This is a genomic window from Algibacter sp. AS12, from assembly GCF_046736315.1.
Taxonomy (GTDB): Bacteria; Bacteroidota; Bacteroidia; order Flavobacteriales; family Flavobacteriaceae; genus Algibacter_B; species Algibacter_B amylolyticus.
Genome location: NZ_CP151841.1, coordinates 1687602 through 1708845 on the forward strand (window position 1 = coordinate 1687602; position 21244 = coordinate 1708845).

General features: G+C 33.6%; 21 protein-coding genes, 1 tRNA gene and 1 pseudogene. 10 read left to right on the forward strand and 13 right to left on the reverse strand.

Features of this window, described 5'->3' with window-relative positions; all coding sequences use genetic code 11:
• Positions 1 to 19: 19 nt before the first annotated feature.
• Positions 20 to 1039, forward strand: a pseudogene (locus AAFN75_RS07035) (UDP-glucose--hexose-1-phosphate uridylyltransferase).
• A gap of 44 nt (positions 1040 to 1083) precedes the next feature.
• Here the strand turns inward: AAFN75_RS07035 and AAFN75_RS07040 are convergent.
• From AAFN75_RS07040 to AAFN75_RS07075, 8 genes are all read right to left on the reverse strand, one after another.
• Positions 1084 to 1395, reverse strand: a complete 312-nt coding sequence (locus AAFN75_RS07040) for a DUF6730 family protein (RefSeq protein ID WP_411808892.1) — start codon at positions 1393 to 1395, stop codon at positions 1084 to 1086.
• An 83-nt stretch (positions 1396 to 1478) separates the two neighbouring features.
• Positions 1479 to 2264, reverse strand: coding sequence for a relaxase/mobilization nuclease domain-containing protein (locus AAFN75_RS07045; protein WP_411808893.1), 786 nt, complete (start codon positions 2262 to 2264; stop codon positions 1479 to 1481).
• A gap of 58 nt (positions 2265 to 2322) precedes the next feature.
• On the reverse strand, positions 2323 to 2778 hold the full coding sequence (locus tag AAFN75_RS07050) for a plasmid mobilization protein (protein ID WP_411808894.1): 456 nt from the start codon (positions 2776 to 2778) through the stop codon (positions 2323 to 2325).
• Positions 2756 to 3616 carry a toprim domain-containing protein gene (locus tag AAFN75_RS07055; protein ID WP_411808895.1) on the reverse strand — a complete coding sequence of 287 codons (861 nt, stop codon included), beginning with the start codon at positions 3614 to 3616 and terminating at the stop codon, positions 2756 to 2758. Before AAFN75_RS07055 ends, AAFN75_RS07050 begins: the two co-directional genes overlap by 23 nt.
• Positions 3617 to 3824: 208 nt before the next feature.
• A complete protein-coding gene (locus AAFN75_RS07060) occupies positions 3825 to 5030 on the reverse strand; it encodes a primase-helicase family protein (RefSeq protein WP_411808897.1) in 1206 nt (401 codons plus the stop codon).
• Between the two features lie 30 nt (positions 5031 to 5060).
• Positions 5061 to 5345, reverse strand: a complete 285-nt coding sequence (locus AAFN75_RS07065) for a helix-turn-helix domain-containing protein (protein WP_411808898.1) — start codon at positions 5343 to 5345, stop codon at positions 5061 to 5063.
• 537 nt (positions 5346 to 5882) lie between these two features.
• Positions 5883 to 5956, reverse strand: a tRNA-Ala gene (locus AAFN75_RS07070).
• Positions 5957 to 5962: 6 nt separating this feature from the next.
• The gene (locus AAFN75_RS07075) at positions 5963 to 6757 is read right to left on the reverse strand and encodes a universal stress protein (RefSeq protein ID WP_144114881.1); all 795 of its coding nucleotides are present in this window, start codon (positions 6755 to 6757) and stop codon (positions 5963 to 5965) included.
• A 57-nt stretch (positions 6758 to 6814) separates the two neighbouring features.
• On the opposite strand from AAFN75_RS07075, the gene AAFN75_RS07080 reads away from it, so the two are divergent.
• The 4 genes from AAFN75_RS07080 to AAFN75_RS07095 all read left to right on the forward strand — a co-directional run bounded on the left by AAFN75_RS07080 (position 6815) and on the right by AAFN75_RS07095 (position 9409).
• Positions 6815 to 7312 (forward strand): GNAT family N-acetyltransferase, encoded by a 498-nt coding sequence (locus AAFN75_RS07080; RefSeq protein ID WP_411808899.1) that lies wholly within the window; start codon positions 6815 to 6817, stop codon positions 7310 to 7312.
• Positions 7309 to 8643, forward strand: a complete 1335-nt coding sequence (locus tag AAFN75_RS07085) for an MATE family efflux transporter (protein ID WP_411808900.1) — start codon at positions 7309 to 7311, stop codon at positions 8641 to 8643. Before AAFN75_RS07080 ends, AAFN75_RS07085 begins: the two co-directional genes overlap by 4 nt.
• A gap of 27 nt (positions 8644 to 8670) precedes the next feature.
• The gene (locus AAFN75_RS07090) at positions 8671 to 8841 is read left to right on the forward strand and encodes a hypothetical protein (RefSeq protein ID WP_411808901.1); all 171 of its coding nucleotides are present in this window, start codon (positions 8671 to 8673) and stop codon (positions 8839 to 8841) included.
• A 112-nt stretch (positions 8842 to 8953) separates the two neighbouring features.
• Positions 8954 to 9409: a 6-pyruvoyl trahydropterin synthase family protein gene (locus AAFN75_RS07095; RefSeq protein ID WP_411808902.1), complete on the forward strand. Its 456-nt coding sequence runs from the start codon at positions 8954 to 8956 to the stop codon at positions 9407 to 9409.
• 1158 nt (positions 9410 to 10567) lie between these two features.
• Here the strand turns inward: AAFN75_RS07095 and AAFN75_RS07100 are convergent.
• The 4 genes from AAFN75_RS07100 to AAFN75_RS07115 form a co-directional block, all read right to left on the reverse strand.
• A complete protein-coding gene (locus AAFN75_RS07100) occupies positions 10568 to 12466 on the reverse strand; it encodes an amidophosphoribosyltransferase (RefSeq protein ID WP_411808903.1) in 1899 nt (632 codons plus the stop codon).
• Positions 12467 to 12591: 125 nt separating this feature from the next.
• On the reverse strand, positions 12592 to 13518 hold the full coding sequence (locus tag AAFN75_RS07105; RefSeq protein ID WP_411808904.1) for a PfkB family carbohydrate kinase: 927 nt from the start codon (positions 13516 to 13518) through the stop codon (positions 12592 to 12594).
• Positions 13519 to 13735: 217 nt separating this feature from the next.
• Positions 13736 to 14377, reverse strand: a complete 642-nt coding sequence (locus AAFN75_RS07110; RefSeq protein WP_411808905.1) for a viroplasmin family protein — start codon at positions 14375 to 14377, stop codon at positions 13736 to 13738.
• Positions 14378 to 14447: 70 nt separating this feature from the next.
• Positions 14448 to 15014, reverse strand: coding sequence for a phosphoribosylglycinamide formyltransferase (locus tag AAFN75_RS07115; RefSeq protein WP_411808906.1), 567 nt, complete (start codon positions 15012 to 15014; stop codon positions 14448 to 14450).
• 187 nt (positions 15015 to 15201) lie between these two features.
• Between AAFN75_RS07115 and AAFN75_RS07120 the strand changes: the two genes are divergently transcribed.
• The 5 genes from AAFN75_RS07120 (at position 15202) to pyk (ending at position 19524) form a co-directional block, all read left to right on the forward strand.
• Positions 15202 to 15435, forward strand: coding sequence for an acyl carrier protein (locus AAFN75_RS07120; protein WP_007647141.1), 234 nt, complete (start codon positions 15202 to 15204; stop codon positions 15433 to 15435).
• Positions 15436 to 15458: 23 nt separating this feature from the next.
• Positions 15459 to 16709, forward strand: a complete 1251-nt coding sequence (gene fabF / locus AAFN75_RS07125) for a beta-ketoacyl-ACP synthase II (RefSeq protein WP_144114893.1) — start codon at positions 15459 to 15461, stop codon at positions 16707 to 16709.
• A gap of 7 nt (positions 16710 to 16716) precedes the next feature.
• Positions 16717 to 17457: a ribonuclease III gene (gene rnc / locus AAFN75_RS07130; RefSeq protein WP_144114894.1), complete on the forward strand. Its 741-nt coding sequence runs from the start codon at positions 16717 to 16719 to the stop codon at positions 17455 to 17457.
• 139 nt (positions 17458 to 17596) lie between these two features.
• A complete protein-coding gene (locus AAFN75_RS07135; RefSeq protein ID WP_411808907.1) occupies positions 17597 to 18082 on the forward strand; it encodes an IPExxxVDY family protein in 486 nt (161 codons plus the stop codon).
• Positions 18082 to 19524, forward strand: a complete 1443-nt coding sequence (gene pyk / locus AAFN75_RS07140; RefSeq protein WP_144114896.1) for a pyruvate kinase — start codon at positions 18082 to 18084, stop codon at positions 19522 to 19524. The genes AAFN75_RS07135 and pyk overlap by 1 nt, the downstream gene beginning before the upstream one ends.
• A 342-nt stretch (positions 19525 to 19866) precedes the next feature.
• Here the strand turns inward: pyk and AAFN75_RS07145 are convergent, their stop codons facing one another.
• On the reverse strand, positions 19867 to 21234 hold the full coding sequence (locus AAFN75_RS07145) for a hypothetical protein (RefSeq protein ID WP_411808908.1): 1368 nt from the start codon (positions 21232 to 21234) through the stop codon (positions 19867 to 19869).
• Between the last annotated feature and the right edge of the window lie 10 nt (positions 21235 to 21244).

Consider the following 21244-nt stretch of genomic DNA (forward strand, 5'->3'; position numbering starts at 1 on the left):
GACGATTCCATTTAATAAGATGCATACAAATTTACAAGATTACTCTCATAAACGATATAATATTTTAACTGGTGAATGGGTTTTAGTTTCTCCACACAGAGCAAAACGCCCTTGGCAAGGACAAAACGAATCGGTATCAAATGAAGTAAGACCTTCACATGATAAATCCTGTTATTTATGTGCTGGTAATACTAGAATTAATGGTAAAATAAATCCGAACTATAAAGACGTTTTTGTTTTTACAAACGATTTTGCGGCCTTACAAAACGATTCTCCTACTTTTGAAGTTAGCGATGGTTTATTGAGGGCTCAAAGTGAATCAGGTATTTGTAAAGTGATTTGTTTTAGTCCAGACCATTCGAAAAGTTTAGCAGACATGGATGTTAAAGACATTCAAAAAGTGGTTTTTGCTTGGCAGAAAGAGTATAGTGAACTGGCTAAAAATCCAAGTATCAACTATGTTCAAACCTTTGAGAATAAAGGTGCTGTTATGGGTTGTAGTAATCCACATCCTCACGGGCAAATCTGGAGCCAGTCCACGCTTCCTAACGAAGTGGACAAAAAAAACACCCGCCAACTTGACTATTACACATAAAACAGATGTAGTATTTTAGGTGATTATTTAACCCAAGAATTAGAAAAACAAGAACGCATTATTTTTGAAAATGAATTGTTTGTAGTTTTAATTCCGTTTTGGGCAGTATGGCCATTTGAAGCAATGATTGTCCCTAAAAAACAGCAGGCCAACATTTCAGAATTAAATGAAAACGATGCTTTATTGTATGCTGAAAGCATTTCGGTATTAACAAAAGCCTATGATAAGTTATTTAGCATCTCCTTCCCTTATTCTAGTGGTATCCATCAAGCACCAACCGATGGAAATGATAACAGTCATTGGCACTGGCATATGAGTTTTTATCCGCCTTTATTAAGAAGTGCTACAGTAAAAAAATTCATGGTTGGTTATGAAATGTTTGGTTCGCCTCAAAGAGATATTTCTGCAGAAATTGCTGCTAAAATGTTAAGAGAGTTGGTTTAAAAATCTTTTTATAATGTGCTTATCTTATTAAACTCAAATTTTCATTATACTAAAATATATAATATAGAACTGATAGCTATCAGTAAAGCGATTATAAAAGCCGCAACCGCCCAAGTAGGATAAATTTTAGCTGCCTTTATTTTGTTTTCAAAACGACTTTCAAAGCGTTCAATGCTTTTTAAATGATCTGCTATTTTCTGTTGATGAGCTTCATTGATGGATTTGTATTCGGAAAAATCCATTTTGATTTTAGTATTCTTTAATTGTTCATTGATTTTTTCCAGTTTGTCAATGCCCTTATTAAAATCATTGATTTCATCCACTAATAAGGTTGTTAACTCTTCTAATTTTGTCATAGTACCTCTATTTAATATCCAATTCCTTTTTGGATTATTTTTTTAATAACAAATTTTGTGATTTTCAAAGCTAAACTTGGTGTCTAATCTATCATTTTACCAGCTAGTTTAACAGTTACATTGTTGTCTTTTAATATACTTGCTCCATTTATTCCTGATATTTGTTTTCCAATATTACCAACCGACATATTCCGATGCACTTCACTACCTTTTAAGTTATGCCCATCAAACTCAAACCGAAAACCCTGTAACTTCTTTTGGTTATTTATAGTCGGGATTACTTTTACGCTATTTACCTGCATCGCTTTTATATAATCATCAAAAGATTTGGGTTTAAATTGTTTCATCGTCAGGTCATGCCTGCGTTTAATTTCTGTTCTAATTTCCTTTAGATTAAATTCCTTTTCAAATTGCACTTGTTTTACGGTGGTTAAGCCCATGTGTTCCGCAACTTTTTCTGCTGCTAACTGACTACGCTTTCCAATAAAGCTATCATTATAGGCTACACCTTTAAAATCAATTCGATTAACATATAAATGAATGTGTTTATGGTCTTTATCTTGATGTATAAAAGCTATCGCTTGTCGTTCGCCCAATTTCATTTCATGGATAAAACGTTTTGTTATGGCTTGTAATTCCTTTTTATTTAATTTTTTACCATCTTTTATTGTTGGACTAATTACAAAAGACAACGTGTTTTTGGTACAATGGTAATTTTGGTCCTGGAGCATTTTAAATTCCTTAGTAATTTCTGCAGGAGAATCTCCATGTAAAAACTCCTTGAGTATAATTTCAGCATCTTTTTCCTGATTCCAACCATAAGACATCGAAGCTCTAGTATGCGATATACTTTTACCTTTACCTATCATTTCTGAAATTTTTTTAGATGTGCTTTAATTTCATTAGCTAAGTCATAAACTTCTTTAGTCAGTTTTGGATTTCGCTTTCTGTACATATTACCGATAGACTTAAATTATTGTGATATTTGATGAGCATTTTATAAATGTTAATATGTTCTTCTGTAAATCGTACTGTAATTCCCTTTTCAAATAAACTGCGTCTCATATATTCACTTAATGTTAATCCACAGCTAGTTGCTTTAATTTTGAGTAGCTTCTTTTCGTAAACAGAACATCTAAATTTAACGAGGTCACTTTTTCCCTTAAACACTCTTTTTTTTTCTTTGCGACCAAGGGGAGCAAACAAGAATGTGTCCACAGACACACATCTTGAATTCCTACCTAAGACCATTTTCGTTTCAATTGAAGTCTGCTGCAAATCCAATTCGATACTATCTAAATTATTTAGTACATCAGTAGGAATCTTTACAGACTGCACCTTTTCATCATTTGACTTAAAATCAAACTTCTTTTTTGTTTTCATAGCATAATAAATCGTTTAAATCTTTATGATTTTTATAAATATTACTTTGGTCGATAATGTTCTTATGAGTTTCTTTCAAATATTCAGTAGTGTTTTTTCCAGCTTTGTCGTTATCCAAATAGAGGTTTACTAAATCATACTTAGGAATATATTGTTCAATATCTTTTGCGAAAGCAATGGAGTTTAAAACTAAAATATCAGAGATATCTAATAGAGTTTCATTTCGAACTGCTAACGACAATAAATCGAACATCCCTTCCAAAATGGTTAATTGCTCTTTGTTGTTTTGGATATAAGTATAGCATTTAGGACTACTACTATTTTTAAAAATCTTGTTGCGTAATTCCCAACCACTTTTGTCATTCTCTAATCCAATCGCAAAAAATTGTTTGCCTTTATAGGCATACCAAATTTCTTTACAATATATTTTTGCGATTGAAAGCGAAACACATCTGAAATTTAGATATTGAATTAAAGCTGGATGGATTATATCATGAACTTTGACAATGTTGATTCCTATTTCTGATTTGCTAAAAAGTTGCTGCTGTTGAAAAGAAAAAAACAAAGTATCACTATTCAAAAATGATAACGCTTCATTAATAGAACATTTCAAAATCTTGCAAGTCAAATCAATTACATTTCCTCCAATACCAGCACCATGATCGTACCACCGATTTTTAGTTTTAGAAACTTTAAAAGAGGCTTGGGTTTCTGACCTGAAAGGACTTAGAAACCAAGCTTCTTTTTCCGTTGACTTTTTGGGAAAGTGTCCTAATTTTTCTAGCGCCTTCACGATAGAAAAGTTACGGGCAGTTTCACAGTTTATTTTTCTTTTCATAAGCCAATGTGTTTTTAGGTGTTTTTTTGATATTTTGATGATTTCACTTGTGAAGCCCTATAAAAACTACGATTTCTTAGTCATCAATTTTTCATCGTTTCATCATTCTTGATTTTTAAAAGCCTTATCCTGTCATCATTATATTTTTTGATGACAAAATGATGAATAAATGATGACAGGTTTAGCCCCAGTAAATACAGCGGTTTCTTCATTCTGTCATCGTATCATCAAAATTTTTGGTTAAAAATGATTTTTGTACGGTAAAATATCGCCCTTTGGCATCCAATAAATTGATATCGCCATCCGTCCAGATTACAAATTTCTGGTAGCTATTGGAGTTGTCCTGATTGCTTAATTTCCAATCTCTTTTCAGCAATCGTCTTAATTGTGTCAAATCTGTTTTTACTCTGGTCTTATTAAGCACCAATAAGGCATCCATGGGACATAAATGCACTTCTTCTAAATCAAATTTTTCAATGACACTCAACAGAATACTTGCCAGTTCCTTTTCTACTCGGTTACGATTGTTCTGAACAAGTTTCACTAGTGCCTTAGTTTTTATTTGTTGTGGAGTAAACCACATTCTTGTTAAGTGTTTTGATGCTATTTTCCTTTGATTCAAATAGTGCATAAAGGCAGGAATTTCTTTAATCAGATTTCTTAAGAATTGTATATTCTCCGTTTCTAAAACAGGTACTTTTATAACCCAAAATCGGGTTTCGTTAGCATCAATCTTAATAAAACTCTCTTCGTTATTGCTGCATAGAATAAATTTCCCAAAGAATTCGACTTCCCGTTTATCCTTGCCTTTAGCTTCCAGCTTATTAATATTAGTAGTACTTAAATATTTAATGCGCTCTGTAAGTTCTTCTTTATTGAACAATACTTCATCAATACAGATTAAAAGCTTGTTTGCCCAATCGGCATTAAACTGACTGCTAAAGCTGTCATTGGTTAAATAGGTCAGGTTGTTATCAAAGATCTCCTTGAGCCATTTTAAAAAGGTGCTTTTTCCTGTGGAGCGCTCTTTGGATACTAAACATAAAATAGGTAATACTTGGATGGGTTTTAGATATAATAATTGAAGATAGTCCAAGCCCAATTCATAGTGTTTTCCAAAAATGTGTTTTACAAATTCTAGAGATAATGATACATCCCCTGCTTTGGGTTGTTTTCCTAAAGGCGAATAGATATTATAAAAACCTAGATATTCTTGCTTAAAGTCCAAATGACTTGGCATACAAGTAAAGCCATCATATTTAGATATTTTACTTAAATGATCCTTTCCGTGGTCTTGTTTTATGGTTTCCATATTCCAATGCACCAAGATTTCATTAAAATGACCAGCTATAGTCGGAGCTTTGACTTGCTTATAATAGGACGTGCCTACACGTATATAAGGTATCTTTTTCATAAGAATTATTTTTAAATAAAGATTATCCTATTATACTTTACGACGCATGGTATATGCTAAAGCTTCTGCTTCTATATTGTGTTTTGACTTTCGTTTGTTTTGGAGTAACCATTCAACGAGTTTTGCTTTCTCAAAGAAGAGCATTTTTCCGTTGGGTTTAGAGTGTGGAATTCTTCCTGAAGCCGTTAGTTTATAGAGATAGCTTCTGGATATACCTGAATAATCACAGGCTTCGTCAAAGGTTAGTACTTCTTTATGGCCTACTAACAGTTTTTCTAAACGATCGAGTCGTTCAAGAATTAATAAATTGTCCATTTTTATTGTTTTAGATTTATAAAATGAACAAAAGCGCTTTTGTTTTCCCTTATGGGATTATGGATATAAAAGTAAAAAATGTGGCTTTTGAAAGAAGAAAAAAATTCAATTATTTATTCACAAGTATTTGACAAACAACAGATTAACCTATATTTAATCAAATTTCATGAAATTAATATAGCACAATTTTATTTGTCATTTTATGATAACAAATGACACTATTCAAAATTGAAAATTAATGATCGTTTTAAGACCTATTTTGAGTTATTAACAATAGAAAACAAGAGTTTATGAAAATATTAGAGATTGGAAACGCTAATTTCATAAATTTTGTTGGTTATAGACACATGATATATAGTCTAGGGGAAATTGATGTTTATTATCAAGAATTAACTGGAATTTATTGATTTTACTATTAAATAAGGTCTATTCATATCAAATAAAAATAAATTTATTTAAATTCATTTTTGCGTGCAAATTGCGTGCAAATTAAAAAGGCTTCAAAAGATAAAATCTTCTAAAGCCCTGTAATCATTGTGGAGAAGATCGGATTCGAACCGACGACCTCTTGACTGCCAGTCAAGCGCTCTAGCCAACTGAGCTACATCCCCTTGTCTTTATTTTAAGCCACTTAAAACTAAAACAGGCACTTTACTAAAAAAGTCCTTTTTTAGAATGGTGCTCTTTTCCCATTTTTTAACAAAGAAACCTCTTTTTCTTCTAACAACGCACAACATGTCTGGATTGTTAGATTGAAAATGCTCCAAAACACCTTGAAATGTAGTGGCGTTTCCGCTTTTAGTAACTTGATCAACAATAGTACTAAGTTCCTCTTTAACTTCAAAATCACCTTCATTATAAAAAGGCGTTTTTACAAGTAATAAATTTAAAGTAGCATCAAATTTCTTTTTAACGTCAAGTAACGGGTTTAAGGCATTTTCTTTTTTTATAATAGCCGATTTTACCGCCATTAAAATGGTTTTTACTGGCGAAAACTTATATCCCTCAGGAATAATTAGCGCCGGAACATCCATTTGTTTAACAATCTTACCCGATGTTTTTCCTAAATAGACTTCATCTTTAATGGAGTTGGTTCTCGGTTCAATTAAAACCAAATCAATATCAGCAGCTTTACAAGCTAACTCTAAAGTGTCAACTAATTTTCCTTTTAAGGTTTTAACAACAATTTCAACATTTTTTGGGTCAATTTTAGATACCAAATCATCTAAAAACATTTTACTTTCTCTTTGGATAATATCGTCCACACGTATCATAGTACCTGCTTTTGTGTACACATTATACACTTGTACAATAAAAAGTTTGGCGTTAAAGGCTTCTGCAAAATCTACAGCGTACTGTAAATGGCTTACTGCATTTTTCGACGATCCAACTGGGACTAAAATATTCTTCATACCTAAGAGTTTTAAAGCTAAATTTACAATAAATTTGATGCAAAAATAAACATTTTAATGATTAGAAAAGGAACCGGCACCGATATAAATAAGATTTTGGATATTACAAGAGCGTGTGCGGTTCATATGGTGGCAAATAATATTTATCAATGGAATGAAGGGTACCCCAATAAAATAGCTTTTCAAAAAGATGTTGATCGTAGTGAGTTATATGTTTTAGAAGTCGATAGTCTAATTATAGGAAGCATCACCATTTCTACTTTTATGGATACGGAGTGCCAGCCTATTTCATGGCTAACTGAAAATAATAACGTATATATCCATAGATTAGCCGTTAATCCAAATTATCAAGGTAAGGGTTACGCACAACAATTAATGGATTTTGCAGAGCATTACGCAAGGCAAAACAAGTATGCTTCTGTTAGGTTAGATACCTTTTCACAGAACAAAAGAAACTATAAATTCTATAAACTTAGAGGCTATCAAAAAATAGGAGATATTTACTTTCCCAAACAAAGCAGCTATCCATTTCATTGTTACGAATTAGTTTTATGAGCACAAACATAAGTTTAAAGCATATAAATAAATTGGCTATTCCCGCATTAATTGCGGGAGTATCAGAGCCTATTTTATCGTTAACCGATGCGGCCATTGTTGGAAATATTCCTGTAAATGCAACCCAGTCTTTAGCAGCTGTTGGTATTGTAACCACCTTTATGTCTATGCTTATATGGGTGTTGGGGCAAACTAGAAGTGCCATTTCCTCTATCGTATCGCAGTACGTTGGTGCTAATAGGTTAGAGAAAATTAAAAACCTGCCTGCTCAGGCTATTTTTATAATAACCTCACTTAGTGTACTTATAATTGTTAGCACCTATCCGTTTGCAAAATATATTTTTAAACTTTATAACGCTACAGATTTAGTTTTAGATTATGCCGTGGTATATTATAAAATCCGCGTACTAGGGTTTCCTTTTACCTTATTTACAATTGCTGTTTTTGGAGCTTTTAGAGGGTTGCAAAACACATACCATCCCATGATCATTGCTATTATAGGTGCCATATCAAATATTATTTTAGATATTATTTTGGTTTATGGAATAAGTGGTTTTATAAACCCAATGCATATAGAAGGAGCAGCGTATGCCAGTGTTATAGCTCAAATTTTAATGGCTTTGTTTTCAGCATATTTCCTGCTTAAAAAAACAGAGATTCCGCTAAAACCAAGTTTTCCTCTTAATCCAGAAATCAAACGATTTTTGTTAATGATTTTAAATCTCTTTATACGCACCATTGCTTTAAACGTAACGCTGTATTACGCAAGTTCTTTTGCAACCAGTTATGGCGCAGCATATATAGCGGCCTACACTATAGCCATAAACTTATGGTTTTTAGGAGCCTTTATTGTCGATGGTTATGCCAGTGCAGGTAATATTTTATCAGGCAGGCTATTTGGCGAAAAAGCATATGTAACACTCATTGCGCTAAGTAACAAACTTATTAAATATGGCGTAGTTATTGGGGTTATATTAGGAGTTTTAGGAGGTATATTCTATTATCCAATAGGTCGAATATTTACTAAAGAGCCCGAAGTTCTAGACGCGTTCTATAACGTCTTTTGGCTCGTGCTTGTTATGCAGCCGTTATGTACGTTGGCGTTTATTTTCGATGGTATTTTTAAAGGCTTAGGTAAAATGAAATATTTACGTAACGTACTGCTCTTTTCTACCTTTATTGTTTTTATACCCATATTGTTCTGGTTAGATAATTTCGACTATAAGTTGCATGCTATTTTTATAGCCATCACCTTTTGGATAATTGCACGAGGCATACCATTAATTATAAAATTCAGGCAACTATTTTTGCCACTAGCTCAAAACAATTAACTTTGCATCATAGCATAACAAACTAATATGAATCTATTCATTGCTTTACTTCAGCAAGTAGATATTGAAGAAAAAATTAATAATGCACCAGATAAAGGCTACGAAATAGGTGTTTTTATTGGTTCTATACTTCCATTTGCAGTGCTTATTACATTAGCCTATGTAGTTTACTATTATAATAAAAAAAGAAATAAATAAGCGTTATGGATATCACGAGCATCTTGTCCTTTTTAAGCGGAAGCGGATTATTCCTAATATTAGGAATCGTTTTAATAATCGTATACTTTGTAAATAAAAGAAAAAGAAGATAATGGCAAATAACATTCGTATTACAAAACAGTTCTCTTTCGAAACCGGTCATGCACTTTACGGCTACGACGGAAAATGTAAAAACGTACATGGACACAGCTATAAACTATCGGTAACCGTTATTGGTCAGCCAATTACAGATACTAATAACGTAAAATACGGTATGGTTATAGACTTTGGCGATCTTAAAAAAATCGTTAAGGAAGAAATTGTAAACGTATTCGACCACGCTACTGTATTCAACAAAAACACGCCACATGTCGAGTTAGCAAAAGAGTTGTCAGACCGCGGGCACAATGTATTGTTAGTAGACTACCAACCCACCAGCGAGATGATGGTTTTAGACTTTGCTAAAAAAATTAGCAAACGGTTACCAAGCCACATCAAACTACATTCATTAAAACTTCAAGAAACCGATACCTCGTTCGCCCAATGGTTTCAGTACGATAATATTTAGGGCGTTACCACAGGGGTCGGGCTTTATGCTATATCTTTTTTTGCCATTTGTGGCAGCAAAAAAAGGATGCCGCGGCAATCCCTAACGCGGGTATATTTGCGTAATTCAGTAATTAGTAAACAGGCAATTTTTTGTCCTACAAATTTGCTCTTTTTTATTTCTGGTTGTTAGAGAAGGAATTTGAGCTTTTTTATTTGCTATATACGTATGTTGGTAATAGTTTTTTTATTTAGTTTTATATTCTGTTCTGAATTCAGCGTATTTTTCAAATTTCGTATCGAGTAAACTTTCCTTGTATTTTAGACATTCCATCTCCAATTTAGTCAAAGAAACTGTTATTTTTCCGATTTGAAAGTTTTCAATCGGTTTCTAATGATATGCGCAAAAAAAATCCCCAAACCACTAATTTAATGAATTTTAGGTCCATTTTTTGTTTTCAATTCCGCGTTGTCCCAGCATTCCGATAAAGTTTTAAAATTTCCACTATGTGTTGAAACCATTGTTACGTCCGAAATATCAATTTCAGATGGCTAATATTTAATTGTCAGATTATAAATCTCCTTAAACGTCAATTTTTTAGGGTTGTGGTAAATTATACACAACTCGTTATATAAAACCTTTTATTAATCACATCTCGCAAACAAGTCGTGATATGCAAAGTTTTTTATTACTGTATTGTAATCCTATAAAGATAAAAAGTTTGAAAGAGATAGAATACAAAAAAATATTCCCGATAGTTATCGAGATTATATAAAATGAAAAAGGTGAACTTGCGTTCACCTTTTTGCCCCAAATCTACCATAAACTTAACCTACTTATGTTATGGTGATGCAAATATATAGTACGTTAACCCAACGCAGAAATAATTTAGTTAAACTACGCAATTATTGGCTTAAACGATATAATACTAGTTAATTAAGTTTAGCGTGTAAGATTATAAAGCGGTGTTGTAGCGCTCATTTTATGGCATAAAAAAAGGCGAACAGATGTTCACCTTTTTTTGCCCCAAATCTACCATGAACTTAACCTACTTATGTTATGGTGAGTCCAATTTATGTGTATTTTAAGTACTAAAATTATTTTTTAGATGAAAAGCATTTTTTTGGGTTAAAATGCATAATTTACGGTTTTACCACATCCAAATTATTAATTTAATAATTAATAAGCACGTTCTTTATTACCTTCATAAAAGTTAATAAATGCTCGGTTTACAACTCTATTTCCTCCTACTGTAGGATAATCTCCTGTAAAATACCAGTCACCTAAATGTTCAGGACAAGCTTTATGTAAGTTTTCTACCGATTGAAAAATAATTTTTACTTCGGCCTTAATCGATTCATGACTTAATAAATCTGCTATTTTATCCGATATTTCTTCATCTGTAAAAGGATCGTAAATTTCTTTAACAAAATTCTTAACCAATTTATCATCTAAATCGGTTTGTGTTAAGCACTTTTCATAAACCTCCTTAACAATATCGTATTTTCCAGCTTCTTTTAAAAGCTCTAAGGTTGCTCTAAAAGCAACAAGGCTCTCTAAGTTAGCCATATCTATTCCATAGCAATCTGGATACCTTATTTGCGGCGCAGAAGATACTACAATAATCTTTTTAGGATTTAAGCGATCTAGCATCTTTAAAATACTCATTTTTAAAGTGGTACCACGCACAATACTATCATCAATAATAACTAGGTTATCTGTAGGCTTAATTACGCCATAGGTAACATCATAAACGTGTGCAACTAAATCATCTCTACTACTATCTTCAGTAATAAAAGTTCTAAGTTTTACATCTTTTATAGCTATTTTTTCAATTCTAGCACGCTCAGATAAAATCTCGGTTACTTTTTCTGCCGATAAGGAACGCTGACCATTTAAAATAGCAGCCGTTTTTGTTTTATTTATAAAGGCATCTGCCGTTTCAATCATTCCAAAAAACGAGGTTTCAGCGGTGTTTGGAATATATGAAAATACCGTATTTTTTGTGTCGTTATTGATAGCCTCAAGTACTTTAGGCATAAGTAACTTTCCTAATGTTTTACGCTCTTGGTAAATTTCGGCATCACTTCCTCTAGAAAAGTAAACACGCTCAAACGAGCACGATTTTCTTTCCAAAGGTTCTAATATTTTTTTAATGGCAACTTTACCAGATTTTTTGGTAATAATAGCATGCCCAGGATCTAGTTCTTTCACATCGTTAAAATCAACGTTAAAAACAGTTTGAATTACAGGGCGCTCTGATGCAACTACTACAATTTCATCATCCTTATAGTAATATGCTGGACGAATTCCTGCAGGGTCTCTTAACACAAAAGCATCACCATGTCCAATTAAGCCAGCCATGGCATAACCACCATCCCAATTTTTTGCTGCACGACGCAATATTTTACCAACTTTTAAGCGCTCTGCAATTTGTGGCGAAGCGTTTTGCTTGTTATAGCCTTCTTTTTTTAAGTCTTTGTAAATTTTACTAACAGCATCATCTAAAAAATGACCAATTTTCTCCATAATAGTAATGGTGTCGGTATATTCTTTAGGGTGCTGTCCTAGTTCGATAAGGTTACCAAAAAGCTCCTTAACATTAGTCATGTTAAAGTTTCCTGCCATTATTAGGTTTCTGTGCATCCAATTATTTTGTCTTAAAAACGGATGTACACTTTCTACGCTATTTTTGCCAAAGGTTCCGTAACGTACGTGTCCTAATAATACTTCGCCAATATAAGGTATGTTTTTTTTCTGAGCTGCGACATCATCTTTATATTCCGGGTGCACCTCAAGCTCCTTATTAATACGGTCGTTAATTTGAGCAAAAATATCTTGAATAGGTTGTTGTTGTACCGAGCGTACTCTACTTATGTATCGTTCTCCCGGTTTTGTATCTAATTTTATACTAGCAAAACCCGCACCATCTTGTCCGCGATTGTGCTGTTTTTCCATCATTAAATACATTTTGTTTACACCGTAAAATGCACTGCCATATTTTTCTTTATAAAACTCTAATGGTTTTAAAAGTCTAATCATTGCAATTCCGCATTCGTGTTTTAAGGCATCACTCATAATTTGTAAATGTTTTCGCTTTACTAACTAATTATATTTCCTCGGTTAAAATCTTGATTATTTGATTTTTAAGAGGTAAACAGTATTTTAATCAAAAAACGCACTCTATTTTAGAGCGCGTCAGTTTATGTTAATTCTATTTCAAATTGTGTTAATTGCTTAAATTGCAGCAATCGTTTATGTACTTCTTGGTTTGAAAGGTTTTCCATGCGTTCTGTACCAAATTTTTCAACACAAAACGATGCTAAAGTCGATCCGTAAATAACCGCGTTCTTCATGTTTTCAAAAGAAGTGTCGCCTGTTTTAGCAATATAGCCTGCAAATCCACCTGCAAAAGTATCTCCTGCTCCTGTAGGATCAAAAACTTCGGCTAGCGGTAAAGCCGGTGCGTAAAACATTTGCTCGTTATGGAACAATAATGCACCATGTTCTCCTTTTTTAATAACCACATATTTTGGTCCCATTTCATGAATTTTTTGCGCAGCAACAACTAGCGAGTATTCGCCGGTTAATTGTCTTGCTTCTTCATCATTTATGGTAATCACATCAATACGTTTTATAACGTTTTTTAAATCTTGTAAGGCGATGTCCATCCAAAAATTCATAGTATCTAGAACTACTAATTTTGGTTTAGTCGTCATTTGATCTAATACACTAGCTTGGACGAGCGGATGTAAGTTTCCTAACATAACCACTTCGGCATCTTTATAATTTTCTGGTACAACAGGGTTGAAGTCTTCCAAAGTATTTAGCTCGGTAACTAAAGTATCGCGAGAATTCATATCATTATGATATTTTCCACTCCAAAAGAATGTTTTACCATCTTTTACAATTTCAATTCCCGAAACATCAATATTTTTATCGGATAATAAGTCTAAATATTTTTGCGGAAAATCGCCACCAACTATAGAAACAGCTGCGGCATCAATATTAAAGTGAGAGGCAGCAAGTCCTATATACGTTGCAGCACCACCAAGAATTTTATCGGTTTTACCGAAAGGCGTTTCAATAGCATCAAAAGCTACGGTACCTACTATTACTAATTTGCTCATAAATGAGGTGTGAATTTAAGCTGCAAATATAAGTCTTTTTATAGTTTACTGCGATTATATTTTTTTCAATAATAGAGATTGTAGTAATAACAGTGTTCTGTTGGAAGGCTTTACCTAGGCGCTATTTTTTAGTTAAATGCTATTATAAAAGTATTTATGCGGCTTGGTTTTTGTAAAAATTATTAAGGCTAAAAGGAATAATTTTAGAGGTGTTTGTTTATTTACGGCCAAAATCTGCTGGAATTTCTCCCCAAGCTTTGGTTTCCCATTTTACAATAACCGTTTTGTAAGTGTTGTTTTTAAGCCAATCTACAGCACGATCTACTAAATCGAAAACGGGTTTGTTTTTGGCATTGCGTTCTAGTTTGGTGTTGCAGTTTTTCTTTTTAACCCAACTCATTGCAGTTCTAGAGTCTGTATATAAAATGCGGTCGCTGTTATTCTTTTTTAAAATAGCCAAACCATGTACTAAAGCTAAAAACTCGCCAATATTATTTGTGCCTTGTTCAAAAGGACCTTGAATAAAAATTTGTTTTTTTGTTTTGGTGTCTACACCTCTGTATTCCATAATGCCAGGGTTTCCGCTAGATGCAGCATCAACCGAAATGGAATTGTAGTTAGGTTGCCCTATTTTTTTAAGTTGCTCGTGAGATAATTCACTTGTAAACTTTGATTTCTTTCCAATATAATCGAAATAATTACCATTAAGAGCTTCGTTGGCGGCTTCTAGTGTGGCAAACGATTTGTATTGTGCACCAGGATAATCTGTAATTTGCTTTTTACAGGCGTTCCAAGTTTCAAAAACACCAGTTTTATGTCCTTGCCAAACGGTATAATATTTCTTTTTTTTCTTACTCATTTTTGTCATTTCCGCGAAAGCGAAAATCCGTTTAATAATTGATAAATATTGGTTCTTGGAATTGGTGTTTTTACGGTTTTAAAAGATCATCAATAACCTTTGGAAAGTGTTCCATCTCCAATTCATGAATTTTTGCAGCAACATTTTCTGCCGAATCCTTAGGATTTACATCGCATTTTGCCTGAAAAATGATGGCGCCTTCATCATAATGTTCATTTACATAATGAATTGTTATGCCAGTTTCGGTTTCCTTATTATTAACTACGGCTTCATGAACGTTCATGCCATACATGCCTTTTCCTCCAAACTTTGGTAATAATGCAGGATGTACATTTATTACTTTATTAGGGAAAGCGTTCAATATATTTTCAGGAAACTTCCATAAAAAACCAGCTAATACAATTAAATCTGGCTTGGATGCTTTTAAAATATTAAGCACGTCTTCCGTTTGGGAAAGCGCTATTCTATTGAATGATAGGGCGCTAACTTTTAGTTTTTTAGCACGCTCTAAAACTTTGGCATGAGGATTGTTAGTTAGTACCTGAATAACAGACGCATTATCGCTGTTGTGAAAAAACTTAATTAGATTTTCAGCATTAGTACCACTCCCGGACGCAAAAATTACAATACGTTTCATTTTACAGACTATAATGTTAAAGATTATTCGAACAAAAAAAAGAATAATTATTAACAATTAGAAGGTAAAAACTAAATACTTAAAACTAATTTTAGTAAATTACCATCACATTTTTAAACTAAAGGTGATTTATAAAATAAAGTTTTTTATTTTTGCCAACTAATTAAAACATTTAAATTAAAAAATTATGTCAGACATTGCATCAAGAGTAAAAGCGATTATCGTGGACAAATTAGGAGTAGATGAAAACGAAGTTGTTACTGAAGCTAGCTTCACAAACGATTTAGGAGCAGACTCTTTAGACACTGTAGAATTAATTATGGAATTCGAAAAAGAATTCGATATTCAAATACCAGACGATCAAGCTGAAAACATCGCTACAGTAGGTCAAGCTATTTCTTATATTGAAGCAGCTAAATAAGTAAAAAACAATCAAAATACTTTATGGAATTAAAGCGAGTTGTAGTCACAGGTTTAGGCGCTTTAACACCAATTGGCAATACCAAAGACGAATATTGGGAAGGCTTAATTAGTGGTAAAAGTGGAGCTGCGCCTATAACATATTATGATACCGAGAAGTTTAAAACAAAATTCGCTTGCGAATTGAAAAACTTTAACGTTACCGACTTTATAGATAGAAAAGAGTCTCGAAGAATGGACAAGTTTGCACAATATGCTATGGTAGCAGCAGACGAAGCCATTGAAGATTCTAAATTAGATCTAGACAAGGTTAATAAGTTACGTGTTGGTGTTATTTGGGGAGCAGGTATTGGTGGATTAGAAACCTTTCAGAATGAAGTTTTAAACTTTGCAGCTGGAGATGGAACACCAAGATTTAACCCATTTTTTATTCCTAAAATGATTGCTGATATTGCACCAGGTAATATCTCTATAAAACATGGTTTTATGGGGCCTAATTACACAACGGTTTCTGCTTGCGCCTCGTCTGCAAACGCTATGTTCGATGCTCTAAACTCTATTCGTTTAGGTCATACAGATGTGGTTGTTACAGGAGGAAGTGAAGCAGCAGTTACTATAGCTGGTATGGGTGGTTTTAATGCTATGCATGCGTTATCAACTAGAAATGAAAGTCCAGAAACGGCATCCAGACCTTTTGACGCTACCAGAGATGGTTTTGTTTTAGGAGAAGGTGCAGGGGCATTAATTCTTGAAGAATACGAACATGCAAAAGCAAGAGGTGCTAAAATATATGCAGAATGTATTGGAGGAGGTTTATCTTCTGATGCTTACCATATGACGGCGCCGCATCCAGAAGGTATTGGTGTTATTGCAGTAATGAAAAATTGTTTAGAAAATGCAGGCCTAAAGCCGGAAGATGTAGACCATATTAATACACATGGTACATCTACACCTCTAGGTGATGTTGCAGAGCTTAAAGCAATTTCAGAAGTATTTGGAAGTCACGCTAAGAACATAAATATTAATTCAACAAAATCAATGACAGGTCACCTTTTAGGTGCAGCTGGCGCTATTGAAGCGATATCGGTTATTTTGGCTATGGAACACGGAATGGTGCCACCAACTATTAACCACACTACAGTAGATGAAAACATTGATCCAGAATTAAATTTAACTTTAAACAAGGCTCAAAAGCGAGACGTTAAAGTAGCAATGAGTAATACATTTGGATTTGGCGGTCACAACGCTTGTGTAATATTCAAAAAACTAGATTAAATCCCGAATGGAAAGCATTCGTAACATACTAAATTCCCGTTTTAAACGCAACGGGAATTTTTTTATGGAATTAACTAAAATTCTTGGGTTTAAACCTAAAAACATTAAATACTTTAAAAAAGCCTTTACGCATCGTTCTATGAATATTAAGGACACTAAAGGTAATCCGTTTAATTACGAGCGGTTAGAGTTTTTAGGAGATGCCATGTTAAGCTCCGTTATTGCTTCTCACTTATATCTTGAAGTGCCAAGTGGCGATGAAGGCTATTTAACAAAAATGCGATCTAAAGTAGTAAGTAGAGAGCATCTTAATGATTTAGGAAAAGACTTAAAACTAATAGATTTAGTTGAAAGTAAAATTCCACCAGGACAATTTGGCGATAATATTCATGGAAACTTATTTGAAGCCTTAGTAGGCGCCATATTTTTAGATAGAGGTTATAAATACTGCGAAAAGTTTATTTTTAAACGCATTATAATTCCTCATGTAGATATTGAAACGCTAGAAGGAAAAGTAATAAGCTACAAAAGTTTACTAATAGAGTGGTGCCAAAAAGAAAAGAAAACCTTTGGTTATAACGTTTACGAAGATACCGGTAATGACGATGTTAGGCATTTCTCGGTAAAACTATCTATCGATAATAAGGTTATTGCTAAAGCTAGAGCAACATCCAAGAAAAAGGCCGAAGAAAAAGCTTCAAAGCGTGCCTTTTTTGCCTTTCAAAACAAAATGTCGAAGATGCTTTAAGCATTAAACCGACTTTTTTAGCATTAAGTTTTTATCGAAGTTCACTACAACGTTTTAGTCGCATTTCTTCTTAAGATTAGCATAAACTTAATATAACCGAACGTTTTTAATATTATATTTACGAAAATTAAAATAAGTTATGGCGGTTCACAAACTTATTCTTGATGATGCTTTTGATGACGCATTATATACCTTAATCGCAATACATTGCAGGCTTGAAGACTATCGATTAGCTTATCTGCTAAATAAACATTTAGGTATTGTACTTGCTAGAAAAGCATCAGATTTAGATTTTAAAAACGGACAAGTTTCCTATTCAATTTTCGAATGGGAAAACCAAAAACAACTAACAGTTTGGAGTTTGGTGTCTAATATTTGTAAAACCACCGAGCTAAAACAATCAGATAATACGTCGTTATTCGACAACCAAGAAAAAATAACTAAAACATTTCAGTTATTACCAGAATATAAAACTGTAAACTATTTTTTAAAAATAGACAGCGAAATCAGTTTAAGTAAAGAAAAATATATATTAGATAGTATATTGAGTATTCCACAAATTGCAACCGCTTACAGTGTAGATTCTAGTGAATTGAAATCAAAAGAAAATCTAATTTTTAACTAATGTCAATAGATAAAAAAACTAAAATAGTAGCCACTCTAGGGCCTGCTACCAGTACCAAGGAAGTCTTAAAAGGAATGCTTGAAGAAGGAGCTAACGTATTTAGAATTAACTTTTCGCATGCCGATTATAATGATGTGAAAGAACGCGTACAAATGATACGTGAGTTAAATGAAGAATATGGATTTACGGCAGCTATACTTGCCGATTTACAAGGTCCTAAGCTTCGTGTTGGTGTCATGAAGGATGAAGTAATTGTAAACCCAGGAGACGAAATTATTTTCGCTACCGGAGAGCGTTTCGAAGGTACAAAAGATCGTGTTTACATGACTTACGATAGGTTTCCGCAAGATGCAAAACCAGGAGAACGTATTCTTTTAGATGATGGAAAATTATTGTTTACGGTTGTTTCTACAGATGGTAAATCTGAGGTAAAAGCTAAAGTAGTTCAAGGTGGACCTTTAAAATCTAAAAAAGGGGTAAACCTTCCTAATACAGATATATCGCAACCAGCTTTAACAGAAAAAGATATTGAAGATGCTATTTTCGCTATTAGTTTAGATGTAGATTGGATAGCACTTTCATTTGTACGTCATGCAGAAGATTTAATGCAACTGCGCGATTTAATAGCAAAACATGGTGATCATAAAATTCCAATTATTGCTAAAATAGAAAAGCCAGAAGCTGTAGAGAATATCGATAAAATCGTTGCACATTGCGATGGTTTAATGGTAGCTCGTGGCGATTTAGGTGTAGAAGTTCCTGCAGAAGAAGTACCACTTATCCAAAAGCAACTGGTATTACGTGCAAAAAGAGCAAGAATTCCTGTAATTATTGCAACGCAAATGATGGAGACTATGATAGATAGTTTAACGCCAACAAGAGCAGAGGTAAATGACGTTGCCAACTCGGTAATGGATGGAGCCGATGCTGTAATGTTATCTGGCGAAACATCAGTAGGTCAATACCCTGTGCAGGTTATTAAGAAAATGTCCGACATTTTAAAAAATGTTGAAAATTCAGAGTTAATTAAAGTGCCTCAATTACCTCCACATATTCGTACTAACCGTTACATAACAAAATCAATTTGTTATCACGCGGCTAATATGGCAAACGAAATTAATGCTAAAGCCATTTCTACGTTAACAAATAGTGGGTATACAGCATTTCAAATTTCCGCTTGGAGACCATCATGTCATATCTTAGTATTTACATCAAACCACCGTATTTTAACGCGTTTAAGCTTACTTTGGGGTGTTCGTGCATTCTATTACGATAAGTTTGTAAGTACCGATGAAACTATAGAAGATGTTAACGCTATAGCCTGTAAAAAAGGATACTTAAATGTTGGCGATATGGTTATTAGTTTAGCCGCAATGCCAATGAAAGAAAAAGGTATGGTAAACACGCTACGTGTTACAGAAATAGAAACTTGTAATTTATAGTATAATATATATTTGGGCGTTACCCGACAAGGGTCGCGCTTTGCATTATATCTTTTAAATAAAAAAAACTGCTTTTAAGGCAGTTTTTTTTATTTAAAAGGATGCCATTTCAATCGCTAACGCGGGTGTTGGCTAATTTATGGCTTAATTCCAAAAATTGTTTTCTTTTTGGAAGGGTTCGTTTAATGTTTCGCGGATATGAAATCGTTATCAATGTTTTATATCCGACGTTAAACGAAGTTAGAAAAATTTTCTGACAAAGTCAAGTATACTAATACCTTGTAACAAAAAAGGCGAGCTTTTAAAGCCCGCCTTTTTATAAAAACATGAATAATTGCTCGGTTAGAACGTTCCAATAAAGTGGCTACCTGTTACGTTTACTAACTCTGCACCTTTAGTTACATTACCAGTTTCGGTATCTACAACATAAATATTACCATTTTGCCCTACTGGAGCTTGAGTTAAGTAAATGTCGTTGCCTTGAACCACAAAACCTTGGTACTGGAATAAGTAGAAATCTGGACTGTAAGGAATAGCATCAATTTTTACTGCTGTTTTAGCGTTTAAATCTACTAAAGCAAAAAAGCCTTGCGCACCTGCTACACCTTCCGCTGAACCATTATGACGGTAAGCTAACACTGCTTTTCCGTTTGCTGCTGGTCTCCACGCAAGAATATAAGCACCTTCTACGCCTAAGGTAGCGTCTAAATTAAAATCGTAAGCATCATCATATTGGTTATTGGCATCAATCTTTAAAATATGAGACCCTTCAGGATCACTTTGGTTAGCTTGATACACGCTTCCGTTATATTCAAAAGCATTAATACTTCTGTAACCATTAGTGTTTCCATGTCCTACAGCAGAGGTTATTACTTGAGGGTTTAATAACGAAGGATAATCTAAGACAATGGTTTTAGAGCCTAAAATTTCGAAATCGGTATCGCTTTCTGCAGTAGCAGGATCCACTTTACTTAAACGTCCACCTATATAAAGTTTATCGCCAGCGGCATTTAAAGTTGGCATATCAATTCTAGAAAAGTAGTAACCTTCAGCTTCTTCTTCAGCGCTTAATGGTACAACATGCTCCTGGAAGTTGTTTATTGCAGAGTTTACTAAATCTAAAGTTACAACACCTATTGTGGCTTCGGTATGCGTATAGAAATCGTCTGTATCATCATCGGGAGTACCATTATCGTCAAATTGGTGTTCTGTGTTTACATAAACAGCAGCGCCTGTATTATCGCCATCAAATAGTTTTATCCATCTTGGAGCGGTACCAACGTATGGCGCAATACTAATTGCAGAACCAGTTTGTGTAAAGGTTTGCCCGCCTCCAACAGTGTATTTTGTATAGTTTCCACCAGTATCTCCAGCGTAGCTAATATTAAAAATAGTGCTTCCATCTTCAGAAGATTGTAATCTTGCAGTTCTATTTGATGGTGCTATAAAACCATTATTAAAAGCATCAATTGAAACAGTAGGATCTTTGGCATCTTCAGTACTTACCGAGTAAATCAATGTCCCTCCATTTCCATCTCCTGGATCGGTTCCCATTTTAGCTGCTGCAACAGTTATCCATCTAGAATCTGTTTGTTCTGGATTAGGATCTGGAGTTCCACCATTATCGTCGTTGCTAGTACAAGCTGTTAAAAGCCCAATTGATATGACTAAAAGCCCTAAGGTTTGGATATTAAAAAAATTACGTTTCATGTGTGATTTA

Bases quoted from the DNA above. Each gene is read 5' to 3' on its own strand.
- AAFN75_RS07080 (WP_411808899.1), top strand. From the start codon at position 6,815: ATGATTAGAAAAGGAACCGGCACCGATATAAATAAGATTTTGGATATT.
- AAFN75_RS07105 (WP_411808904.1), bottom strand. From the start codon at position 13,518: ATGAGCAAATTAGTAATAGTAGGTACCGTAGCTTTTGATGCTATTGAA.
- rnc (WP_144114894.1), top strand. From the start codon at position 16,717: ATGGAAAGCATTCGTAACATACTAAATTCCCGTTTTAAACGCAACGGG.
- AAFN75_RS07075 (WP_144114881.1), bottom strand. From the start codon at position 6,757: ATGAAGAATATTTTAGTCCCAGTTGGATCGTCGAAAAATGCAGTAAGC.
- AAFN75_RS07095 (WP_411808902.1), top strand. From the start codon at position 8,954: ATGGCAAATAACATTCGTATTACAAAACAGTTCTCTTTCGAAACCGGT.
- AAFN75_RS07110 (WP_411808905.1), bottom strand. From the start codon at position 14,377: ATGAGTAAGAAAAAAAAGAAATATTATACCGTTTGGCAAGGACATAAA.
- AAFN75_RS07120 (WP_007647141.1), top strand. From the start codon at position 15,202: ATGTCAGACATTGCATCAAGAGTAAAAGCGATTATCGTGGACAAATTA.
- AAFN75_RS07050 (WP_411808894.1), bottom strand. From the start codon at position 2,778: ATGAAAACAAAAAAGAAGTTTGATTTTAAGTCAAATGATGAAAAGGTG.
- AAFN75_RS07055 (WP_411808895.1), bottom strand. From the start codon at position 3,616: ATGAAAAGAAAAATAAACTGTGAAACTGCCCGTAACTTTTCTATCGTG.
- AAFN75_RS07115 (WP_411808906.1), bottom strand. From the start codon at position 15,014: ATGAAACGTATTGTAATTTTTGCGTCCGGGAGTGGTACTAATGCTGAA.
- AAFN75_RS07040 (WP_411808892.1), bottom strand. From the start codon at position 1,395: ATGACAAAATTAGAAGAGTTAACAACCTTATTAGTGGATGAAATCAAT.
- fabF (WP_144114893.1), top strand. From the start codon at position 15,459: ATGGAATTAAAGCGAGTTGTAGTCACAGGTTTAGGCGCTTTAACACCA.
- AAFN75_RS07100 (WP_411808903.1), bottom strand. From the start codon at position 12,466: ATGAGTGATGCCTTAAAACACGAATGCGGAATTGCAATGATTAGACTT.
- AAFN75_RS07060 (WP_411808897.1), bottom strand. From the start codon at position 5,030: ATGAAAAAGATACCTTATATACGTGTAGGCACGTCCTATTATAAGCAA.
- AAFN75_RS07085 (WP_411808900.1), top strand. From the start codon at position 7,309: ATGAGCACAAACATAAGTTTAAAGCATATAAATAAATTGGCTATTCCC.
- AAFN75_RS07135 (WP_411808907.1), top strand. From the start codon at position 17,597: ATGGCGGTTCACAAACTTATTCTTGATGATGCTTTTGATGACGCATTA.
- AAFN75_RS07090 (WP_411808901.1), top strand. From the start codon at position 8,671: ATGAATCTATTCATTGCTTTACTTCAGCAAGTAGATATTGAAGAAAAA.
- AAFN75_RS07065 (WP_411808898.1), bottom strand. From the start codon at position 5,345: ATGGACAATTTATTAATTCTTGAACGACTCGATCGTTTAGAAAAACTG.
- AAFN75_RS07045 (WP_411808893.1), bottom strand. From the start codon at position 2,264: ATGATAGGTAAAGGTAAAAGTATATCGCATACTAGAGCTTCGATGTCT.
- pyk (WP_144114896.1), top strand. From the start codon at position 18,082: ATGTCAATAGATAAAAAAACTAAAATAGTAGCCACTCTAGGGCCTGCT.
- AAFN75_RS07145 (WP_411808908.1), bottom strand. From the start codon at position 21,234: ATGAAACGTAATTTTTTTAATATCCAAACCTTAGGGCTTTTAGTCATA.